17 protein-coding genes and 1 CRISPR repeat array (1 of these 18 cut by a window edge) are annotated in these 20659 nt (G+C 64.6%); of the genes, 13 read left to right on the top strand and 4 right to left on the bottom strand.

Annotated features, from left to right (window positions below; genetic code table 11):
- Positions 1-62 precede the first annotated feature (62 nt).
- The 5 genes from KUD94_RS02410 (at position 63) to KUD94_RS02390 (ending at position 2656) form a co-directional block, all read left to right on the top strand.
- A complete protein-coding gene (locus KUD94_RS02410) occupies positions 63-350 on the top strand; it encodes an SWIB/MDM2 domain-containing protein (RefSeq protein WP_218238321.1) in 288 nt (95 codons plus the stop codon).
- Positions 351-471: 121 nt separating this feature from the next.
- Positions 472-699: a bacterioferritin-associated ferredoxin gene (locus KUD94_RS02405; RefSeq protein WP_218238320.1), complete on the top strand. Its 228-nt coding sequence runs from the start codon at positions 472-474 to the stop codon at positions 697-699.
- A gap of 77 nt (positions 700-776) precedes the next feature.
- On the top strand, positions 777-1514 hold the full coding sequence (locus tag KUD94_RS02400) for an energy transducer TonB (RefSeq protein ID WP_218238319.1): 738 nt from the start codon (positions 777-779) through the stop codon (positions 1512-1514).
- A gap of 10 nt (positions 1515-1524) precedes the next feature.
- Positions 1525-2241, top strand: coding sequence for a MotA/TolQ/ExbB proton channel family protein (locus KUD94_RS02395; RefSeq protein WP_218238318.1), 717 nt, complete (start codon positions 1525-1527; stop codon positions 2239-2241).
- Between the two features lie 4 nt (positions 2242-2245).
- Complete coding sequence (locus tag KUD94_RS02390) at positions 2246-2656, top strand: biopolymer transporter ExbD (protein ID WP_218238317.1); 411 nt, start codon at positions 2246-2248, stop codon at positions 2654-2656.
- Positions 2657-2674: 18 nt separating this feature from the next.
- Here KUD94_RS02390 and KUD94_RS02385 read toward each other — a convergent pair whose 3' ends face one another.
- Positions 2675-3082, bottom strand: coding sequence for a heme-binding protein (locus KUD94_RS02385; RefSeq protein ID WP_218238316.1), 408 nt, complete (start codon positions 3080-3082; stop codon positions 2675-2677).
- A gap of 219 nt (positions 3083-3301) precedes the next feature.
- Here KUD94_RS02385 and KUD94_RS02380 point away from each other — a divergent pair, with 219 nt between their 5' ends.
- Positions 3302-3997, top strand: coding sequence for a Bax inhibitor-1 family protein (locus KUD94_RS02380; protein ID WP_218238315.1), 696 nt, complete (start codon positions 3302-3304; stop codon positions 3995-3997).
- Positions 3998-4089: 92 nt separating this feature from the next.
- Entirely contained in the window at positions 4090-4473 is a 384-nt protein-coding gene (locus tag KUD94_RS02375; protein ID WP_218238314.1) for a hypothetical protein, read from the top strand.
- A gap of 35 nt (positions 4474-4508) precedes the next feature.
- Here the strand turns inward: KUD94_RS02375 and rlmD are convergent, their stop codons facing one another.
- Together rlmD and KUD94_RS02365 are read right to left on the bottom strand one after the other, a co-directional pair.
- Positions 4509-5942: a 23S rRNA (uracil(1939)-C(5))-methyltransferase RlmD gene (rlmD, locus tag KUD94_RS02370; RefSeq protein WP_218238313.1), complete on the bottom strand. Its 1434-nt coding sequence runs from the start codon at positions 5940-5942 to the stop codon at positions 4509-4511.
- Positions 5943-6065: 123 nt separating this feature from the next.
- Entirely contained in the window at positions 6066-6386 is a 321-nt protein-coding gene (locus KUD94_RS02365) for a hypothetical protein (RefSeq protein ID WP_218238312.1), read from the bottom strand.
- A gap of 73 nt (positions 6387-6459) precedes the next feature.
- Here KUD94_RS02365 and KUD94_RS02360 point away from each other — a divergent pair, with 73 nt between their 5' ends.
- Positions 6460-7302: a TlpA disulfide reductase family protein gene (locus KUD94_RS02360; RefSeq protein ID WP_218238311.1), complete on the top strand. Its 843-nt coding sequence runs from the start codon at positions 6460-6462 to the stop codon at positions 7300-7302.
- A gap of 24 nt (positions 7303-7326) precedes the next feature.
- Here the strand turns inward: KUD94_RS02360 and KUD94_RS02355 are convergent, their stop codons facing one another.
- On the bottom strand, positions 7327-8970 hold the full coding sequence (locus KUD94_RS02355; RefSeq protein WP_218238310.1) for an acyl-CoA synthetase: 1644 nt from the start codon (positions 8968-8970) through the stop codon (positions 7327-7329).
- A gap of 90 nt (positions 8971-9060) precedes the next feature.
- Between KUD94_RS02355 and dnaG the strand changes: the two genes are divergently transcribed.
- The 5 genes from dnaG (at position 9061) to cas2 (ending at position 18180) form a co-directional block, all read left to right on the top strand.
- On the top strand, positions 9061-10953 hold the full coding sequence (gene dnaG / locus KUD94_RS02350; protein ID WP_218238309.1) for a DNA primase: 1893 nt from the start codon (positions 9061-9063) through the stop codon (positions 10951-10953).
- A gap of 281 nt (positions 10954-11234) precedes the next feature.
- Complete coding sequence (gene rpoD, locus KUD94_RS02345) at positions 11235-13625, top strand: RNA polymerase sigma factor RpoD (protein ID WP_218238308.1); 2391 nt, start codon at positions 11235-11237, stop codon at positions 13623-13625.
- Positions 13626-13842: 217 nt separating this feature from the next.
- The gene (gene cas9 / locus KUD94_RS02340) at positions 13843-16899 is read left to right on the top strand and encodes a type II CRISPR RNA-guided endonuclease Cas9 (protein WP_218238307.1); all 3057 of its coding nucleotides are present in this window, start codon (positions 13843-13845) and stop codon (positions 16897-16899) included.
- Positions 16900-16904: 5 nt separating this feature from the next.
- Complete coding sequence (gene cas1 / locus KUD94_RS02335) at positions 16905-17834, top strand: type II CRISPR-associated endonuclease Cas1 (protein WP_218238306.1); 930 nt, start codon at positions 16905-16907, stop codon at positions 17832-17834.
- A gap of 55 nt (positions 17835-17889) precedes the next feature.
- A complete protein-coding gene (cas2, locus tag KUD94_RS02330) occupies positions 17890-18180 on the top strand; it encodes a CRISPR-associated endonuclease Cas2 (RefSeq protein ID WP_255568970.1) in 291 nt (96 codons plus the stop codon).
- 71 nt (positions 18181-18251) lie between these two features.
- Positions 18252-20659: direct repeats of the CRISPR family, unit length 36 nt; unit sequence AGTCTAGACGATTGGGAAATGCGCTCTGGCCGGAAC; it runs 401 nt beyond the window's last position.

Below are 20659 nucleotides of genomic sequence, written 5' to 3'. Positions count from 1 at the left end.
TGCCCGGTTCAGTCGCTGCCAAGCACTGGCTTTCTCATGGACAAGACAAGGACTACCGACACATGGCAACCGCAAGCAAGAAGGCTCCCGCCGCCAAGAAGCGCACTCCCAACGCCGCTTTCATGAAGCCGCTCACCCCCGACGCCGCGCTGGCTGCCGTGATCGGCAACAAGCCGCTGCCGCGCACCGAAATCGTCAAGCAGTTGTGGGTCTACATCAAGGCCCACAAGCTGCAGGACGCGAAGAACAAGCGCATGATCAACGCCGACGCCAAGCTCAAGGTCTTGTTCGGCAAACCGCAGGTTTCGATGTTCGAGCTCGCCGGCCTGATCGGCAAGCACGTGAGCTGAGCGGCGGCAAGCCTCTGACAAAGACCGGCGCGAGCCGGTTTTTTTGTGTCTCGGGAATTTTATTGAATGCGACGAATTCTCATTTATACTTGCGTCCCACAGGGCTTTTGCCGTTGCCGCCATGATCGTTTGTGTCTGCCATCGTATTTCCGACCGTGAGATTGCCCGCCATGCGCGGGCCGGTCTGAGCTTTGACGAGATCCAGTTGGAGCTCGGCGTCGCCACGCAATGCGGCTGCTGCGAGCAGACGGCGCGCGAGCTGGCCGCCCAGTGCGACAGCGCCCAGCCGATTGCGGCGCTGCACAATACGCTGCAAGACGCCGCCCTGAAGCCGCAGGCGACGCGCTGACGGGCCGTCGCAAAATTCTGCATCAAATCTGCTTCTAACCCTTGCTGGGCAAGCGGTAGAAGCTATCTTTTTCATCAATGAGCCACTTCGAGCATTACGCACGTCCGCGCGCCAGCAGCCGCACGGTGGCCGTCGTCGGCTCGGTGCTGGCGGCGCACGCGCTGGCCATCTGGGCGTTGCAGACCGGCTTGCTGCGTCAGGCGGTGCAAATCGTCGTGCCGGTTGAAGTGCTCAGCGAATTCATCACGCCACCTGCCCCGGCGCCGCAGCCTCCGCCGCCGCCACCACCGCCTGAACCGCCCAAACCCGCACCCGCCCCGCCGCCGCCCCCGGTGCGCCATGCGCCCAGCCCGCCCAAACCCAAGGCCGCGCCGCCCAGGCCCGCGCCCATGCCGCTGGCGATCGCCGACCCTGAGCCGGCGGCGGACGCGCCCGTGGGCGTGATCGAACCCCAGCCTCCGGCGCCGCCCCTGCTCGCGCCCGTGGCCCCGCCGCCACCCGCGCCCCCTGCCCCGCCGGCGCCGCCCGCGGTGGTTGCGCCGTCGAGCAACGCCAGCTACCTGAACAACCCGCCGCCGCAGTATCCGGCGATCAGCCGCCGCCTGAACGAGCAGGGGCTGGTGGTGCTGCGCGTGCTCATCGGCGCCGACGGCCTGCCGCAAAAGGTGGAGGTCAAGGAGTCAAGCGGCTACGAGCGCCTGGACCAGGCGGCGGTCAAGACCGTGCTGCGCTGGCGCTTCGTGCCCGGCACGCGCGACGGCGTGGCCGAAGCCATGTGGCATCTGCAACCGATCAACTTTGTCCTGACCCACTAGAAACACCACCATGGAAACACAACTCGGCCTCTGGCACCTCTGGGAACAGGGCGACTTCGTCACCCGCGCAACCGCCGCGATCCTGCTCGTCATGTCGCTGCTCACCTGGATCGTGATCCTGGTTAAGGCGATGAACATCGTGCGTTTCAAGCGCGACGCGCGCAACGCCCGCGACTTCTGGCACAGCGAGGACTTCGCCGCCGGCCTGACCAAGCTGGGCAGCAATCCGGGCAACCCCTTTCTCTACCTGGCGCTGGAGGCGCGCGAGGCGACCGCCCACCACCGCAACACCCAGGCGCATCTGCACGACACGCTGGACGTGAGCGACTGGCTCACGCGCTGCCTGCGCAACTGCATCGACGAGTTCACCGCGAGCATCCAGTCGGGGCTGGCAATCCTCGCCTCCATTGGCTCGACCTCGCCCTTCATCGGGCTGTTCGGCACGGTCTGGGGCATCTACCACGCCCTGATGGCCATCAGCGCGACCGGCGCCTCCACCATAGACAAGGTGGCCGGGCCCATAGGCGAAGCGCTGATCATGACGGCGCTGGGCCTGGCCGTGGCCATCCCTGCGGTGCTGGGCTACAACGCGCTGGTGCGCGGCAACAAGTCCATCCTCAACCAGCTCTCCAGTTTTGCCCACGACCTGCACGCCTATTTCGTCACCGGCGCGCGCGTGAGCCTGCCGGGCGAAACCAGCAACGTGCTGCCGATGAAAAAGGGGTGAGGCCATGGCCTTCGGAACCCAGGACGACAGCGACGAGGTGATGAACGAGATCAACGTGACGCCGCTGGTGGACGTCACGCTGGTGCTGCTGATCATCTTCATCGTGACCATTCCGGTGATGAAGCACGCGGTGCCGGTGGACTTGCCGCGCGCCGTCAGTCAGAAGGAGGTGGTGCAGCCCGAGACCATCCGCCTGACGATCACCGCCGACGGCAAGTACCACTGGAACGAGAGCGACATCGCCGACGACGAGCTCGAAGCTCGGCTGCGCCAAGAGGCGGCCAAGGACCCGCAGCCCGACCTGCACATCCGCGGCGACAAGGATGTGCGCTACGAGCGCGTGGCCAAGGCGATGTCGGCGGCGCAGCGCGCCGGCGTGCGCAAGATCGGCTTCGTCACCGACCCTAGCGAATAGACAGCGGGCGCCGCCCTCTCACAGACCCAGGGCGGCGATACCGGCCTGGGCAATCTGCGCGTCCTGCACCGACTTGACGCCGCTCACTCCCACGGCGCCTATGCATTGGCCGTCCTTCACGATGGGCACGCCGCCCTCCATCAGGGCCTGGAGTTCGGGCACCGAGAGGAAGGAAGTGCGGCCGTTGTTGATCATTTCCTCGAAATTCTTCGTTTCGCGCCGCCCCAGCGCGGCCGAGCGCGCCTTGGCCGGTGCCACGTAGGCGGCCATCGGCGCGCAGCCGTCGAGGCGTTGCAACCACAGCGGGTGTCCGCCGGCGTCTGCAATCGCAATGGCCACGGCCCAGCCGTTGCGCAGCGCCTCGGCTTCGGCGGCGGCGGCGATCTGCTTGATGTCGGACAACTCCAGCGTGGCTTGTGTCTTCATGGTGTGCTCTCTTTTTGCAGGTGAAATGAAACCGGAGCCACAGCATAGCCGGGTGCGCGCGCGGCGGGCAGGCGCGCGCGGGCAAAACAGTCTTGCGCCCCGATGGGCCAATCGGCCGCGCAACACGGCCTCTTGCATCGGGCACTTTCGTCGCCACGTAGAATCACAAGCATACGCCCTGGGGCGTCTCAACGTTGCCGATTCAAGGAGGTCGACACCATGAACACTGAAATCACCCGCATGGGCTCCGCCGCTGGCTATGGCCTGTCGGCACAGGAGCGCCATCGCGTCCTGCGCAATACCTACTGGCTGCTGGCCCTGAGCCTGGTGCCCACGGTGCTTGGCGCCTGGGTGGGCGTGGCTACCGGCATCATGCAGAGCCTGCGTGGTGGCCTGGGGTTGATCGTCTTCCTTGGCGGCGCCTTCGCCTTCATGTTCGCCATCGAGAAGACCAAGAACTCGGGCAAGGGCGTGGCGGTGTTGCTCGCCTTCACCTTCTTCATGGGGCTGATGCTCTCGGGCCTGATCGGCCTGGTGCTGGGCATGAGCAACGGCGCCAGCCTGATCATGACGGCCTTCGCCGGCACGGCGGGCGTGTTTTTCGTGATGGCGAGCCTGGCCAGCGTGATCAAGCGCGACCTCACGGGCCTGGGCAAGTGGCTCTTCGTCGGCGCACTGGTGCTGGTGGTCGGCGCGGCGATCAACGTCTTCGTCGGCTCCACGGCCGGCGTGATGGCGATCTCGGTGGCCGCGATCGGCATCTTCAGCGCCTTCATGCTCTACGACATCAAGCGCGTGCTCGACGGCGGCGAGACCAACTACATCAGCGCCACGCTGGCGCTGTACCTGGACATGTTCAACGTGTTCCAGAGCCTGCTGGCGCTGCTGGGCATCTTCGGCGGCAGCAACGACTGATACGGCCTGGCCGCGCGCCAGCCCAGAGCCCCGCCCCGGCGGGGCTTTTTCTTGGGGCTCAACAATCGCGCGCGGCTGCCGATAATGCAGACATGCCCCAACGCCGCCGCTCCCGCCGCATCGCCGCCCTCGCCCGCTGGGCGCTGGTGGGCGCCGGCCTGCTGTCGCTGGCGGGCTGCGACATCCCGGGCCTGGGGCCAGATCCGCGCGAACTGGCGCGCAGCGCCGAGGCCCAGGCCATAGGCGGCGCCTGCCGCTTTGCCATGCGCGGGCTGGAAGACTGCTACACGCTCAACCCCAAGGCGGCCAAGGCGCAAATCTTCGCGGGCTGGAAGGAAATGGACCAGTACATGCGCGAAAACAAGGTCGAAGCCGTGCCCTCGGTGCTGACCCAGACGCGCAAGCCCGCCGCCCGCAGCGACGAGGCGGACGAGGACGAAGCCCCTGCCCGCTCCGGCGCGCGCAGCCGCGGCTGATTGGCGCCCCCCTGGCCGGCTGCCCGCCAGCGCGCTCAGGCGGCGCGCTCGAACACCGCCATGCTCTCCACGTGCGCGGTGTGCGGGAACATGTTGACCACTCCCGCAGCGCTGCAGCGGTAGCCCGCCTGGTGCACCAGCAGGCCGGCGTCCCGCGCCAACGTGGCGGGGTTGCAGCTCACGTAGACGATGCGCTCGGGCGGCTGCCAGTGCTGCGCGCCCTCGGGCAGCGGCGGCGCGCCGCCCGCCTGCAGCCCGGCCTGGTGCATGTCGGCCAGGGCCTTGACCAGGGCAAACGCGCCTTCGCGCGGCGGATCGACCAGCCAGCGCCGGGCGCTGCCGTAGGCCACGAGCTCTTGGGGCGTGATCTCGAACAGGTTTTTGACTTCAAATTCCGTAGCTGCCAGCGCTTGTCCAGCAAGCCTTTGAGCCTGATTTGATACAAAATTCTCCCGCGCGCGCGCAATCAGCGCGCTGCTGCCCTCCACGCCCAGCACACTGCCCGCGCGCGTGGCGATGGGCAGCGTGAAATTGCCCAGGCCGCAGAACCAGTCGATCACCCGCTCCGTTCTTTCGGGCTTGAGCAGCGCCAGCGCACGGCCTACCAGCACGCGGTTGATCTGCGGGTTCACCTGGGTGAAATCCGTCGGTCGAAAAGCGATGGTGATGCCGAATTCGGGCAGTTGGTAATTCAGCGGCGCGCCGCCTTCGTCCATCGGGTGGGCCGTGTCCGGCCCCTTGGGCTGGAGCCACCATTGCACACCATGCGCCTGGCCAAAGGCTCGCAGCTTGTCCTGGTCGGCGCGCGACAGCGGCTCCAGATGGCGCAGCACCAGCACCGTGAGCGCATCACCACAGGCAAGCTCGATCTGCGGGCAGGTGTCGCGCGCGGCCAGCGAAGCGACCAGCGCACGCAGCGGCAGCAAGAGCGCATCGACGTGCGGCGGCAGGATCTTGCAGGTGCGCATGTCGGCGATGTAGCGGCTCTTGCGCTCATGAAAGCCGACCAGCACCGTGCCTTTCTTGAGCACGTGGCGCACCGCCAGGCGCGCACGGTAGCGGTAAGCCCAGGCCGGGCCGTGGATGGCGGGCAGCACGGTCTCGGGCCGAACCTTGCCCAGATGCCAGAGGTTGTCTTCCAGCACACGCTGCTTCATCGCGACCTGCGCCGCCGCGTCCAGATGCTGCATCTTGCAGCCGCCGCAGGCGCCGGCATGCAGCCCGAAATGCGGGCACAGCGGCCGGGTGCGCAGGCTGGACTCGCGATGGATCTCGCTCAGGTCGGCCTGCTCCCACTGGTTCTTGCTGCGCCGCGTGCGCGCGCTCACCAGCTCGCCGGGCAGCGCTCCGTCGATGAACACCACCTTGCCGTCGCTGCGGTGCGCAACGCCCTGGGCCTCCATGTCCATGGAGCTGACTTCGAGCCATTCGGCGGGGGTTTGCGGGAGGTTCGGCTTGGCTGCGCTCATGCGCGCCGATTGTCGCAAAGCCGATGGCGCCGCCGCACTGGCGCAGAAGAAAAATTGCCGCGTGCGCGGGCGGCCTGGTTCACGAGCGGCCTCGCACCGGGCCCCGTGCGGGCCGCGCGCCGCTCAGGAAGCGCCGCCCGCAGTGGCGCCAGCCTTGCGCCGGGCTTTTCTGGCGCCGCGCGCCGGCGCCTTGGCAGTGAGCTTGAGCGGCAGCTGGTTCACCGTGAGTTCGCAGCCGAAGTTGTCCAGCGAAAACACCATGCTGCCCCCGGGCGCCACCTGCGGCAGGGTTTCATGCAGCGGGCGCGACATGTCCACTGGGGGCTGCTGGGCGCGGTAAACCACCTGCTGGTCGGGCCCGTAGACCACGTAGCAGGCCGCCTGGGCCGCCGGCACGGCCAGTGCCAGCGCGGCGAGCGTCAGCGCCAAACGAATCTGAACCATGCTGCCCTCCTGCCGTGGTCTTGGGAACCGGGCCATTATTGCGTGCTTTGCCGCTCGTGCATACTCGCGCGCCATGGAACGCACCCTGGCCCTCGGGCCGCTGGCCCTGCCCTGGAGCATGCTGCTGCTGATGCTCGCCTGGCTGCTGGGCTCGCTGCTGCACGAAGGCCTGGCGCGCCGGCGCGGCCTGGGCGCGGGCATGCACCACAGTTGGCTGATGCTGCTGGCCGTCTTGCTGGCCGCGCGCATTGGCTACGTGCTGGCGTTTGCCAACGAATACGCGGCCGCGCCCTGGGGCGTGCTGGACGTGCGCGATGGCGGCTGGTCGCCCTGGTGGGGTCTGAGCATGGCGATCAGCTACCTGCTCTTCCTGTGGGCCAGCGCCAGCCGCTGGCGCGCGACGGTCAGCGTGGGCGCGCTCGCGGCGCTGCTGCTCTGGGGCGGCGGCTGGTTCTGGCTGCACCGTGGGCCGCCGGCGGGCGTGGAGCCCACGGCGACGGCGCACGCCGACCTGCCCGACTGGCAGGGCGAGGCGCTCGACGGCAGCACGCTGGCGCTGTCCGCCCTCAAGGGCCAGCCGGTGGTGCTGAACTTCTGGGCTACCTGGTGCCCGCCCTGCCGGCGCGAGATGCCGGTGCTGCTGCAGGCCAGCCGCGAGCGGCCCCAGGTGCGCTTTCTCTGGATCAACCAGGGCGAGGACAAATTCAAGGCCGGCCGCTACGCCCAGCAGCAAGGCCTGCCGCCGGCCAGCGTGCTGCTCGATGCCGATTCCGCCCTGAGCCACAGCCTGGGCCTGCGCGCCCTGCCGACCACGTTGTTCTACGACGCCCAGGGCAGGCTCGTGGCGTCACGCGTGGGCGAACTTTCCGCAGCCACGCTGGCCGAGCGGCTGCGCCTGGCTGGCGCCGGTCGCTGAGCGCCCGCGGCGCGTGAGGCCGCGCTAGACGTCGATCGCCGACATCGAGCCGGCGCGCTGGCGCAGCTCGAACTTCTGGATCTTGCCGGTGCTGGTCTTGGGCAGCTCGCCAAACACCACGGCGCGCGGCAGCTTGAAGCCCGCCAGGTGCTGGCGGCAGTGCGCGACGATCTCTTCGGCGGTGGCGCTCGCTCCTGCCTTGAGTTCGACGAAGGCGCAAGGTGTCTCGCCCCACTTGGGGTCGGGGCGCGCAACCACGGCCGCCGCCATCACCGCCGGATGGCGGTAGAGCACGTCTTCGACCTCGATCGAGGAGATGTTCTCGCCGCCCGAGATGATGATGTCCTTGCTGCGGTCCTTGATCTTGATGTAGCCGTCGGGGTATTGCACCGCCAAGTCGCCCGAATGAAACCAGCCGCCGGCAAAGGCCTCCGCGGTCGCTGTCGCGTTCTTGAGGTAGCCCTTCATCGTGATGTTGCCCTGGAACATGATCTCGCCCATGGTCTCTCCGTCGCGCGGCACGGGCTGCATGGTTTCGGGGTCCAGCACCGCGGCAGCGCGCTGCAAGTGGTAGCGTACACCCTGGCGCGCGTTTAGGCGCGCGCGCTCGCCAACGTCCAGCTGCGCCCAGTCGTCCTGCTTGGCGCAGACGGTCGCCGGGCCATAAACCTCGGTCAGGCCATAGACATGGGTCAGGTCGAAGCCGAGCTGCTCCATGCCCTCGATCAGCGCCGCTGGCGGCGCCGCGCCCGCGACCATGGCCTTGACGCCGGGGGGCACGCCCTCTTTCATCGCCGCCGGAGCGTTGACCAGCAGCGACTGCACGATGGGCGCACCGCAGTAGTGCGTGACGCCGTGCTGGCGAATGGCGTCGAAAATCGCCTGCGCTTCGACCCGGCGCAGACAGACGTTGACGCCCGCGCGCGCCGCCACGGTCCACGGGAAACACCAACCGTTGCAGTGAAACATCGGCAGCGTCCACAGATAGACGCTGTGCTTGGGCATGTCCCACTCCAGCACGTTGCTCACGGCATTGGTGTAGGCGCCGCGGTGATGGTAGACCACGCCCTTGGGATTGCCCGTGGTGCCGCTGGTGTAGTTGAGCGCGATCGCGTCCCACTCGTCCTGCGGCCATTCCCAGGCAAAGTCGGCGTCCCCCGCGGCGATGAAGGCCTCGTAAGGCGTGCCGCCGAGCGGCTGGGCAGGCGGGCCGTAGAGCGCGTCCTCGGTCTCGATCACCAGGATGGGGGCCGTGCTTTTGCGCAGCGCCAGCGCCTTGGCCATGACCGGGGTGAACTCCGGATCGACGATGAGCGCCTTGGCCTCGCCGTGGTCCAGCATGAAGGCCACGGTTTCGGGGTCGAGCCGCGTGTTCAGCGCATTGAGCACCGCACCGGCCATCGGGATGGCAAAGTGCGCCTCCACCATGGGCGGCACATTGGGCAGCATCACCGCCACGGTGTCGTTCTTGCCAATGCCGGCTCGGCGCAGGCTGCTGGCGAGCCGGCGGCAGCGCGCATAAGTCTCGGCCCAGCTCTGGCGCAGCTCGCCGTGCACGATGGCCAGGCGCTCGGGGTAGATCTCGGCCGTGCGCTCGATGAAGGACAGCGGGGTCAGCGGCGCGAAATTGGCGCTGTTGCGCTCCAGGTTCTGGTCGAAAATGCTCATGGGGCCTCCGTCGCAGGATGCGGCTATTAAAGCAGAGCCCGCCCCCGGCGCTCGGTCCCCGCGCGCGGCGCATGCCGCAGAATCCACGCCGTGGCCATCCCCCAGTCTTTCATCCAGGAACTGATAGAGCGCACCGACGTGGTCGAGCTGATCGGCCGCTACGTGCAGCTCAGAAAGAGCGGCGCCAACTACATGGGCCTGTGCCCTTTCCACACGGAAAAGTCGGCCTCTTTCAGCGTCAGCCCGTCCAAGCAGTTCTTTCATTGCTTCGGCTGCGGGCGCAGCGGCAACGCCATCGGCTTTCTGATGGAGAGCCAGGGCATGGGCTTTCGCGAGGCGGTGCAAGACCTGGCCCAGCACGCCGGCATGCAACTGCCCGAGGAAGAGCGCTCGCCCCAGGAGCGCGAGCGCGCCCAGGCCCAGCGCCAGCAGCAGGCCACGCTCAGCGAGGTGCTGGCGCGCGCCGCCCGGGCCTATTGCGCCCAGCTGCGCACGGCGCCGCAGGCGATCGCCTACCTCAAGGGGCGCGGGGTGAGCGGTGCGCTTGCCAAGCGCTACGCCCTGGGCTGGGCCGGCGGCGGCTGGCATGGCCTGGCCAGCGTGTTTGCCGAGTACGACAGCCCGCTGCTGGTGCAAAGCGGCCTGGTCATCGAGAGCGAGGAAGACGGACGGCGCTACGACCGCTTTCGCGAGCGCGTGATGTTCCCGATCCGCAACCTCAAGGGCGAATGCATAGGCTTTGGCGGGCGCGTGCTCGGGGACGAAAAGCCCAAATACCTCAACTCGCCCGAAACGCCGGTGTTTCACAAGGGGCGCGAGCTCTACGGCCTGTTCGAGGCGCGCCAGGCGATCCGCGAAGCCGGCCACGTGCTCGTGACCGAAGGTTACATGGACGTGGTCGCCCTGGCCCAGCTCGGTTTTGGCAACGTCGTGGCCACGCTGGGCACGGCCTGCACGCCCGAGCACGTGCACAAGCTGTTTCGCTTCAGCGATCAAGTGGTGTTCAGCTTCGATGGCGACGAGGCCGGCCGGCGCGCGGCGCGCAAGGCGCTGGACGCGGCCCTGCCCTACGCCAGCGACACGCGCACGGTCAAGTTCCTCTTCCTGCCGCCCGAGCACGACCCGGACAGCTACGTGCGCAGCTTTGGCCACGACGCCTTTGCCCGCCTCGTGGGCGACGCGCTGCCGCTGTCGCGCTTCATGCTGCAGGTCGCGAGCGAAGCCTGCGACCTGGGCAGCGCCGAGGGCCGCGCCCACATGCTCAGCAAAGCCCAGCCGCTGTGGGCCGCGCTGCCCGAGGGTGCACTCAAGCCCCAACTGCTGGCGCAGTTTGCCGAGCGTGGCCAGATCGCGCCAGAGCAGCTCCAATCGCTATGGACGAAGGAGCGCGTTGCGCATACCGGTCAAGGGTTTGAGGCCGATTCGACCGGATATCGCTCCTGGCGCAAGGGCAACGACTGGCGCGGCCCGCGCACACCCGGGGCGCGCGTGCGCACCCAGGCGCCGCTTGCGCGCACGCCCGGGCGCCGGCGCAGCGACCACGCGCTGCGCCTGCTGCTGTCGCACATGGCTTTTTTGCATACGCTGGACGCCGAAGACCGCCAGGCCCTGGCCGCCCTGCCCGCGCCGCACGGCACGCTGTTCCTCTGGCTCGAAGACCAGTGGCATGAACGCGGCGTGCTGCCCTGGGCGCAACTGGGCCCCGCCCTGCAAGGCCACGAGTGCGAGCCGCTGGCGCAGCGCATCATGACCGGCTCGCACGCGCAGACCGAGGGCGACGAGGCCGAGCTGCGCGCCGAACTGCAGGACTTGCTCGCGCGCATGCACATCGAAAACATCGAGCGCGAGCAAAGCGCGCTGATCGCCGCCAGCGCCAGCGACCCCACGGCGCTGGCGCGCTACCGCCAGCTCGAAGAGCGCCGCCGGGCACTGAAAAACGGCAGCTCTGGCGGCGCCGCGCCACGGGAAAACAAGCCGGCTTGAGAGCTCTTGAAATTGGCGCTTTCGTTATAATGTACGGTTAGTCGGCAAGAGCGACAGCAGTACCTCCGGCCCGGGCAGCACACCAAAGACGGCGCACCACCGCGCCATGCCCACTTGTTTACCGCAAGGGCTGCACACCAAATGTTCGCCCAGACATCTTGCCCGCTGGCGGCGCGCCCCCAGGCCGCTGCAGCCAGCCACGCACGCTGACAGCCAGCGCGCTGCGTCCGTTTCGCGTGTTTTGATGTTTGACCTGTCCCGTTTTGACCTCGAGGAATTTCATGCCAGCTCGAAAGTCCGCCACGCCTGTCGCCGACAGCACCAGCAAGAAAAAGGCCAAGGCCGCCGCCACGGAGCCCAGCGCCAAGAAGGCCGCCAAGGCGAGCGATGAAGCCGCCGAGAAGAAGCCGCTGAGCGGCGCGCGCACCACCAAGACCGCCGCAGCCAAGACCGCGGCCAAGACGCCTGCCGCCAAGAGCGCTGCGGCCAAGAAGACTGCAGCCAAGGACGCCGCGCCCAAGAGTGCGGCGGGCAAGAGCGCGGCCAAGAGCGAAGCCGCCAAGCCGGCCAAGAGCGCCGCCAAGACCAAGGGGCCGGCGCGCCCCAAGGCCGCTGCCAAGGGCAAGGCCAAAGGCAAGTCCAAGGCCGAGCTCGACGACGACACCGACCTGTCCGACATCGAGGCCGACCTGGAGGGCGAACCCGAGCCGGAAACCCCGGCAGCGGCCGAGGCCGCACCGGTCGAGAAGGTCAAGCCCCTGCGCATGAAGATCAGCAAGGCCAAGGAGCGGGCCTTGATGAAGGAATTCGGCCTCGATGAAACCATCTTGTCCGAAGAAGACATGGCCAAGCGCCGCGCCCAGCTCAAGAAGCTGATCACGCTGGGCAAGACGCGCGGCTACCTCACCCAGGGCGAAATCTCCGACCACCTGCCCGACAAGCTGGTCGACGCCGAGACCATGGAGGCCGTAGCCTCGCTGCTCAGCGACATGGGCGTGGCCATCTACGAGCAGACGCCCGACGCCGAGACGCTGTTCCAGAACAACGTGACGCCCACCGCCACCACCGTGGAAGAGGCCGAGGAAGAGGCCGAAGCGGCCCTGTCCACCGTGGACAGCGAGTTCGGCCGCACCACCGACCCGGTGCGCATGTACATGCGCGAGATGGGCACCGTGGAGCTGCTCACGCGCGAGGGCGAGATCGAAATCGCCAAGCGCATCGAAGGCGGCCTCATGGACATGATGGAAGCCATCAGCGCCAGCCCCGCCACCATCGCCGAAATCCTCAACATGGGCGAGGAGATCCGCGAGGGCAAGGTCATCATCAACACCATCGTGGACGGCTTTGCCGACCCCGAGGAAGCCGATGACTACGTCGCCGAGGAAGACTACGACGAGTACGACGACGAGGACGACGACGACGGCAAGGGCGGCTCCAAGGCCATGACGCGCCTGCTGGAAAAGCTCAAGAACGACGCGCTGGAGCGCTTTGACGAGCTGCGCGCGCTGTTCGAGAAGATGCACAAGATCTACGACAAGGAAGGCTATGGCACGCCGGCCTACATGAAGGTGCAGCGCGAGATCTCGACCAAGCTGATGACCATCCGCTTCACCGCCAAGACCATCGAAAAGCTCTGCGACATGGTGCGCGTGCAAGTGGACGACGTGCGCAAGAAAGAGCGCGACCTGCGCCGCATCATCGTGGACAAGTGCGGCATGCCGCAGGAGACCTTCATCAAGGAGTTCCCGCCGAATCTGCTGAACCTGCGCTGGGTGGAAAAGCAGGCCGGCGCCGGCAAGCCCTGGAGCACCGTGCTCGAACGCAACATCCCGCCGGTGCAAGAGCTGCAGCAGGGCCTGATCGACCTGCAGACGCGCGTCGTCGTGCCGCTCACCGAGCTCAAGGCCATCCACAAACGCATGAACGAGGGCGAGCGCTCCAGCCGCCACGCCAAGAAGGAGATGATCGAGGCCAACCTGCGCCTGGTGATTTCGATCGCCAAGAAATACACCAACCGCGGCTTGCAGTTCCTCGACCTGATCCAGGAGGGCAACATCGGCCTGATGAAGGCGGTCGATAAATTCGAATACCGCCGCGGCTACAAATTCTCGACCTACGCCACGTGGTGGATCCGCCAGGCGATCACGCGCTCGATCGCCGACCAGGCGCGCACCATCCGCATCCCGGTGCACATGATCGAGACCATCAACAAGATGAACCGCATCTCGCGCCAGCACCTGCAGGAGTTCGGCTTCGAGCCCGACGCCAGCCTGCTGGCCGAGAAGATGGAGATCCCCGAGGACAAGATCCGCAAGATCATGAAGATCGCCAAGGAGCCGATCTCCATGGAAACGCCGATCGGCGACGACGACGACAGCCATCTGGGCGATTTCATCGAGGACCAGAACAACACCGCGCCGGTGGACGCCGCCATGCAGGCCGGCCTGCGCGACGTGGTCAAGGACATCCTCGATGGCCTCACCCCGCGCGAAGCCAAGGTGCTGCGCATGCGCTTCGGCATCGAGATGAGCACCGACCACACGCTGGAAGAAGTGGGCAAGCAGTTCGACGTGACGCGCGAGCGCATCCGCCAGATCGAGGCCAAGGCCCTGCGCAAGTTGAAGCACCCGAGCCGCAGCGACAAGCTGCGCAGCTTCATCGATTCGCTGTAGGCGAAGCCACTGAAAGCAAAACGCCCCGGCAAACCACCGGGGCGTTTTTCATTGGAGTGCCATGGATAAAAAGCGAAAGGCCGCATGTAGCGGCCTTTCCATTTGGTGCATCTTTCAGCTTGTTAGCGTCCAGAGCGCATTTCCCAATCGACTAACGGAGGTGATCCTAGCACATCGTGTTACAACACGCACGTCAACCATTAACGGGAAGGTAGCTATGAGCAAGATGCGTTACCGGCTTGCCTTGGATTTGGGCAGCAGCTCTCTGGGTTGGGCGATGGTTCGGCTACGCGGAGAACGCCCCGTCGCCATCATCAAGGCGGGCGTACGCATTTTCAGCGATGGCCGCAATCCCAAGGACGGCACATCGCTGGCCGTCACTCGACGCATGGCGCGCGCCATGCGAAGACGCAGAGATCGTCTGCTCAAGCGCAAGAACCGGATGATGGCTAGCCTGCTTCATCACGGCTTCTTCCCCGGAGACCCCTTTGAGCGCAAGTCTTTAGAACGGCTCAACCCTTACGAACTGCGCGCCAAGGGACTGGACACACAACTAACACCGGCGGAATTCGCACGCGCGCTGTTTCACATCAACCAGCGCCGCGGATTCAAGAGCAACCGCAAGACAGACAAGAAGGACAACGACAGTGGCGCACTCAAAACCGCCATCAGCGCGCTGCGCCAGCAACTTGACGTGAACGGTGCCAATGGCAAGGCACGCACGGTCGGTGAATTGCTCTGGCGGCGCATGAGAGACGGGAGCGGTGTGCGCGCCCGGTACCGCGAGCGCCGCATCGAGAAAGATGATGGCAAGACCCGCATCGACAAGAGCTACGACCTGTACATCGACCGCGCGATGATCGAAGCCGAGTTCGACGCGCTCTGGGCTCGCCAAGCGCACTTCAATGCCGCGCAATTCAACGAGGCGGCGCGCAGTGCGCTCAAGGACTGCCTATTGCACCAACGTCCGCTCAAACCCGTCAAGCCTGGACGCTGTACGCTGCTACCCGATCAGGAGCGAGCACCGCTTGCCCTGCCCAGCCAGCAGCGCTTCCGCATCTATCAGGAAGTGAACCACCTGCGGATCCTCGGCGCGAACTTGGTCGACGTCCCGCTGTCAGTGACACAACGCGACATCGTGGTCGATGCCTTGGAACGCAACAGCAAGCGCAGCTTCAAGCAAATCATCACCCTGCTCAAGCTCCCAGGCGACACGCAGTTCAATCTGGAAGACGTCAAGCGTCAGGAACTCAAGGGCAACGCCACCAGTGCCCTGCTTGGCAAAAAGGATTTCTTCGGACCGGCCTGGTTTGACTTCAGCGCCGAACGACAGGACGTCATCGCCGTGCGTCTGCTCACCGAAGAAAGCGAAGCGGCGCTCATCAATTGGCTGCAAACCGAATTCGGCTTGGACGAAGCGCACGCGTATACCATTGCCAATGCCAGCCTGCCGGAGGGTTACGGAAACCTCAGCGCTCAGGCGCTCGCGCGCATCCTGCCTGCGCTCGAAACCGACGTGATCACCTACGACAAGGCCGTGCAGATGGCTGGCTTCGAGCATCACAGCCATATCAGCCATGCAGCGACGACGGGGGAAATCCTGCCGCAACTGCCCTACTACGGCGAGTACCTGCAGCGCCACGTCGGTTTTGGCAGCGGCGACATGAACGACCCACCAGAAAAGCGTTTCGGCAAGATCGCCAACCCCACGGTACACATCGGCCTCAATCAGGTGCGCACCGTGGTCAACGCATTGATCCGGCGATACGGGCACCCAAGCGAGGTCATCGTCGAAGTGTCGCGCGAGCTCAAGCAAAGCCATGAACAACGCAAGGCAGAACACCAGAGACAGGCCGACAACCAGAGGCGCAACGATCGCCTGCGCGCCGATGCGGCGGCCATCCTCCACATCGCGCACGAACGGGTGCGCCATGCGGATATCCAGAAGCTCATCCTTTGGGAAGAACTGAGCCGGGATGTTGCAGACCGTCGCTGCCCCTACTCGGGTGTGCAGATCAGCGCCGCCATGGTGCTGTCCGACGAGGTGGAAATCGAGCACATCTTGCCATTTTCAATGACGCTGGACGACAGTCTGAACAACAAGACCGTGGCCATGCGCCGCGCTAATCGAGTCAAGGGCAACCGCACGCCGTTTGACGCACGCGCAGACTTCGAGCAACAAGGCTGGCACTACGAAGATATCCTGGCTCGCGCAGAGCGCATGCCCAGAAACAAGCGCTATCGTTTCGGTGAAGACGGTCACCAGAAATGGCTACGCGAGGATCAGGATTTTCTGGCGCGCGCGCTCAACGACACCCGTCACCTCAGCCGTGTGGCGCGCGAATATCTGAGCCTGATCTGCCCACAAGACACGCGCGTAATTCCTGGTCGCATGACGGCTGAACTTCGCCATCAGTTTGGCCTGAACCACATCCTTGGACCAGATGGCAAAAAAAACCGCAACGACCACCGCCACCACGCTGTCGATGCCTGCGTGATCGCTGTCACCGATCAGGGTTTGCTGCAACGCTTTGCCAAAGCCAGTGCCAGTGCGCGCGAGCAGCAGCTTGATCGGCTGATCGAAAACATGCCGCTGCCATGGGAGAGCTACCGCGAACACGTCGCACGGGCGATCGGTAATATTTGGGTGAGCCACAAGCCGGACCATGGCTATGAAGGCGCGATGATGGAGGAAACCTCCTACGGTATCCGGCGCGATGGCAGCGTCCGGCAGAAAGTCAAGTCCGATGGAAGCACGGGGCGCGAAATCAGCAATCTGATCAGGATTGTCGAGCCGCGCCAGTCCACCCGCCATGGGTTGGATCAGGATGGCAAACCGCTACCCTACAAAGGCTATGTGGGCGGCAGCAATTACTGCATCGAGATCACCCGAGACAAGGCCGGGAAATGGGTGGGCGAAGTGATCTCAACGTTTCGCGCCTATGAAATCGTTCGAACTTCAGGGCTCAGGAAGCTGCGCCATCCGACCTTGGGGCAGAACGGGCAGCCGCTGATGATGCGCCTTGGAATAGACGATGTGGTTCGTATGGAGCACGATGGCCGCGAGCAGACGGTGCGGTTAGCCACAGTCGCTGGTAGCGGCCAAATCTGGTTCGCCCCCATCAACGAAGCCAACGTCGATGCCAGAAATCGCGACAAGAGCGACTCCTTTGCCTATATCTCCAAAAGAGCAGGATCACTCAAAACCTCAAAAGCTCGTCGCGTCACCATCTCCCCCATCGGCGAGTTGCGTGATCCCGGCTTCAAGGGATAGCCACCATGCTGGGCCGCATCGTGGAAGTGGCCGACGACCGGCGCCACCTGTTCATGCATCGCGGCTTTCTAGTGGTGCAAGACACCGAGGGCGAGCGCAAGGAGCTGGGGCAGATTCCTCTGGATGACATCGCGGCAGTGATTGCCAATGCGCACGGCCTGTCCTACACCAACAATTTGTTGGTGGCACTGGCTGAGCGCGGCGCGCCCTTTGTGCTGTGCGCAGCGAATCACAACACGGTAGGCATGTTGCTTCCGATCGAGGGCAACTTCGAGCAATCCAAACGCATCGAGGCGCAAATCGCCGCCAGCCAACCAACCCACAAACGCCTGTGGGCCGCTGTCGTACGCGCCAAGCTCGAACAGCAGGCAGCGGCGCTGGAAGCCACGGGCGCCCCTACCGCGCCGCTACTGGCCCTGGCGCGCAAGGTAAAGAGTGGTGACCCGGACAACATGGAAGCCCAAGGCGCGCGCCGCTACTGGAGCCTGCTTTTTGGCGACGACTTCCGGCGCGACCAGAACGACGGCGGCCGCAATGCACTGCTCAACTACGGCTACACCGTGCTGCGCGCGGCGACGGCCCGCGCTGTGATCGCCGCCGGGTTGCACCCCGGCATCGGCCTGCATCACAGCCACGACAACAACGCCATGCGGTTGGTGGACGACCTGATGGAACCCTTTCGCCCCATCATCGATCTGAAGGTCTGGCAATTGTGGCGCAACGAAGAGCGCGAAGTCACTCCCGAGGCCAAGCGCGCCTTGGTGCGCACCTTGTACGACGACATGCAAAGCGACATTGGAGCTACGCCGGTCACGGTCTGCACCCAAAAACTCGCAACCTCCATCGCTCAGATCTACTTGGGTGAGCGCGTCAAACCAGATCTGCCGCTGCCTGGTCTGCCTCTGGCCTTGGCCAACACATTGCAGGGCGAATGACGACACGCGGGGCACCCCCATGCTCACGGGTTACCGGCTGATGTGGATGGTGGTCATGTTTGATCTGCCCGTGGTGCTGAAGGCCGAACGCAAGGCCGCCACGGAGTTTCGCAACAAGCTGCTGGACCTCGGCTTCGCGATGAGCCAGTTCAGCGTGTACATGCGCATGTGCACCAGCCCGGCACAGATCGAAACCTACTGCAAGCGCGTGGAAGCCGCCTTGCCTCAAGGTGGCAAGGTCAATATCCTGCTGTTCACCGACAAGCAGTACGAACGCATCATCAGCTTTCACGGGCGGACCCGCCAACCGACCAACAAAACGCCTGATCAGTTCAACCTTTTCTAGCCACATCACGTGCTTTTCAGAGCTCCAAAAGCGAAAAACCCCCTGAAAAATCAGGGGGTTTTCGCTGTCAGAGTCTAGACGATTGGGAAATGCGCTCTGGCCGGAACAACTTCTTTGACCAACCGTTTGTCAGCGCTAGTCTAGACGATTGGGAAATGCGCTCTGGCCGGAACCGTAGCGTGTTCATGCCTCTGCCTCCTGCTAGTCTAGACGATTGGGAAATGCGCTCTGGCCGGAACTCAAGCAGCGCATGGAGCGTCTTGCTGGTGAGTCTAGACGATTGGGAAATGCGCTCTGGCCGGAACGAGCGCGAGGCGTGCGCGCAAATCTGCGAAAGTCTAGACGATTGGGAAATGCGCTCTGGCCGGAACGTTAGAAGAATTGATGTAGCAGAAAGATATAGTCTAGACGATTGGGAAATGCGCTCTGGCCGGAACGCACTGGCGCCATACCAATCGAGCGCATAAAGTCTAGACGATTGGGAAATGCGCTCTGGCCGGAACCTGCGCGGGCATCCTGCGCCGCGCCGAACGGAGTCTAGACGATTGGGAAATGCGCTCTGGCCGGAACGTTGAAGGGTTAAATGATTGATCGCCGGACAGTCTAGACGATTGGGAAATGCGCTCTGGCCGGAACATGGCGGGCTAGGTTGCCCGCCTTGTTGTGAGTCTAGACGATTGGGAAATGCGCTCTGGCCGGAACCAGAGTTCTTGGCCAGCGACCGCTCGGGCCAGTCTAGACGATTGGGAAATGCGCTCTGGCCGGAACACGTTTTGCTGATTCTGACTAGGTTCGCATAGTCTAGACGATTGGGAAATGCGCTCTGGCCGGAACTGACCACCCCGCAACCGCCCAAGCCCCGTCAGTCTAGACGATTGGGAAATGCGCTCTGGCCGGAACTCGCCCACGATCAACGTGCCCAGGCCCGCCAGTCTAGACGATTGGGAAATGCGCTCTGGCCGGAACGCGGCAGACGCATGGGACGCGCACGCGGCAAGTCTAGACGATTGGGAAATGCGCTCTGGCCGGAACTCATGCTTGATATGCAGCCAGTACGGGCGCAGTCTAGACGATTGGGAAATGCGCTCTGGCCGGAACCTTGGGCAGTTTCTTCTGCAGGAACAATGGAGTCTAGACGATTGGGAAATGCGCTCTGGCCGGAACTTAATAAAGAGTGACTCATCCAAGCTACTTAGTCTAGACGATTGGGAAATGCGCTCTGGCCGGAACCGACCGCACCACTGTCCGTGCAGGGCGCAAAGTCTAGACGATTGGGAAATGCGCTCTGGCCGGAACTATACGGCCCTCCAGCCGTCTGCGTATTTAGTCTAGACGATTGGGAAATGCGCTCTGGCCGGAACCCAGCACCTGCACGAAGGACAGGCGCTCGAGTCTAGACGATTGGGAAATGCGCTCTGGCCGGAACCTGGCGTTGATGTAGCAGTTGAGCCGTATCAGTCTAGACGATTGGGAAATGCGCTCTGGCCGGAACAATGCCGCGCGGCTGCGCACCAGCGACGCCAGTCTAGACGATTGGGAAATGCGCTCTGGCCGGAACTCCGCGAGGAAGACAACACGATCGACGTCGAGTCTAGACGATTGGGAAATGCGCTCTGGCCGGAACCAGGCCGGCGGACCCTCCGAGGCGGAACTGAGTCTAGACGATTGGGGGAAATGCGCTCTGGCCGGAACGGGCGACGCGCTGGAGTTCACCAGCACGTCAGTCTAGACGATTGGGAAATGCGCTCTGGCCGGAACCAGCGGCGGGGTACATCGAAGACTGCGAGCAGTCTAGACGATTGGGAAATGCGCTCTGGCCGGAACTACTTTATCTAAGGGGTATATTGATTATCTAGTCTAGACGATTGGGAAATGCGCTCTGGCCGGAACAGCTTGCCCTTGCTTGCCACATTGCGCCCTAGTCTAGACGATTGGGAAATGCGCTCTGGCCGGAACCGCGCTGGTTGTATTGCGCGGTCTGCCGCAGAGTCTAGACGATTGGGAAATGCGCTCTGGCCGGAACGCCAGCGGCCATTGATCTTCACCTGCTGCGAGTCTAGACGATTGGGAAATGCGCTCTGGCCGGAACCAACACCACGTCGCCCGCCGTCACGCGCTTAGTCTAGACGATTGGGAAATGCGCTCTGGCCGGAACATGAAATCCTCGGTCGATTTGCCGCTATTGAGTCTAGACGATTGGGAAATGCGCTCTGGCCGGAACCGAGCCGACTACGTGGTGCCGCTGCTGGAAAGTCTAGACGATTGGGAAATGCGCTCTGGCCGGAACACGCCGCGCTGACCACCTTGTCCGACATGCAGTCTAGACGATTGGGAAATGCGCTCTGGCCGGAACCACTAGCGCTTCATCCACTCGCGCGCCGGCAAGTCTAGACGATTGGGAAATGCGCTCTGGCCGGAACCTCGACCGGTGTGGTGTGCACGTCGAGCAAGTCTAGACGATTGGGAAATGCGCTCTGGC

The sequence above is a fragment of the Comamonas sp. NLF-1-9 genome, assembly GCF_019195435.1.
Lineage (GTDB): Bacteria > Pseudomonadota > Gammaproteobacteria > Burkholderiales > Burkholderiaceae_C > Comamonas_C.
This window is presented reverse-complemented; position numbering and strand designations above follow the sequence as displayed.

Bases quoted from the DNA above. Each gene is read 5' to 3' on its own strand.
- KUD94_RS02405 (WP_218238320.1), top strand. From the start codon at position 472: ATGATCGTTTGTGTCTGCCATCGTATTTCCGACCGTGAGATTGCCCGC.
- KUD94_RS02400 (WP_218238319.1), top strand. From the start codon at position 777: ATGAGCCACTTCGAGCATTACGCACGTCCGCGCGCCAGCAGCCGCACG.
- cas9 (WP_218238307.1), top strand. From the start codon at position 13,843: ATGAGCAAGATGCGTTACCGGCTTGCCTTGGATTTGGGCAGCAGCTCT.
- KUD94_RS02410 (WP_218238321.1), top strand. From the start codon at position 63: ATGGCAACCGCAAGCAAGAAGGCTCCCGCCGCCAAGAAGCGCACTCCC.
- cas1 (WP_218238306.1), top strand. From the start codon at position 16,905: ATGCTGGGCCGCATCGTGGAAGTGGCCGACGACCGGCGCCACCTGTTC.
- rlmD (WP_218238313.1), bottom strand. From the start codon at position 5,942: ATGAGCGCAGCCAAGCCGAACCTCCCGCAAACCCCCGCCGAATGGCTC.
- rpoD (WP_218238308.1), top strand. From the start codon at position 11,235: ATGCCAGCTCGAAAGTCCGCCACGCCTGTCGCCGACAGCACCAGCAAG.
- cas2 (WP_255568970.1), top strand. From the start codon at position 17,890: ATGTTTGATCTGCCCGTGGTGCTGAAGGCCGAACGCAAGGCCGCCACG.
- KUD94_RS02355 (WP_218238310.1), bottom strand. From the start codon at position 8,970: ATGAGCATTTTCGACCAGAACCTGGAGCGCAACAGCGCCAATTTCGCG.
- KUD94_RS02360 (WP_218238311.1), top strand. From the start codon at position 6,460: ATGGAACGCACCCTGGCCCTCGGGCCGCTGGCCCTGCCCTGGAGCATG.
- KUD94_RS02365 (WP_218238312.1), bottom strand. From the start codon at position 6,386: ATGGTTCAGATTCGTTTGGCGCTGACGCTCGCCGCGCTGGCACTGGCC.
- KUD94_RS02375 (WP_218238314.1), top strand. From the start codon at position 4,090: ATGCCCCAACGCCGCCGCTCCCGCCGCATCGCCGCCCTCGCCCGCTGG.
- KUD94_RS02385 (WP_218238316.1), bottom strand. From the start codon at position 3,082: ATGAAGACACAAGCCACGCTGGAGTTGTCCGACATCAAGCAGATCGCC.
- KUD94_RS02380 (WP_218238315.1), top strand. From the start codon at position 3,302: ATGAACACTGAAATCACCCGCATGGGCTCCGCCGCTGGCTATGGCCTG.
- KUD94_RS02395 (WP_218238318.1), top strand. From the start codon at position 1,525: ATGGAAACACAACTCGGCCTCTGGCACCTCTGGGAACAGGGCGACTTC.
- KUD94_RS02390 (WP_218238317.1), top strand. From the start codon at position 2,246: ATGGCCTTCGGAACCCAGGACGACAGCGACGAGGTGATGAACGAGATC.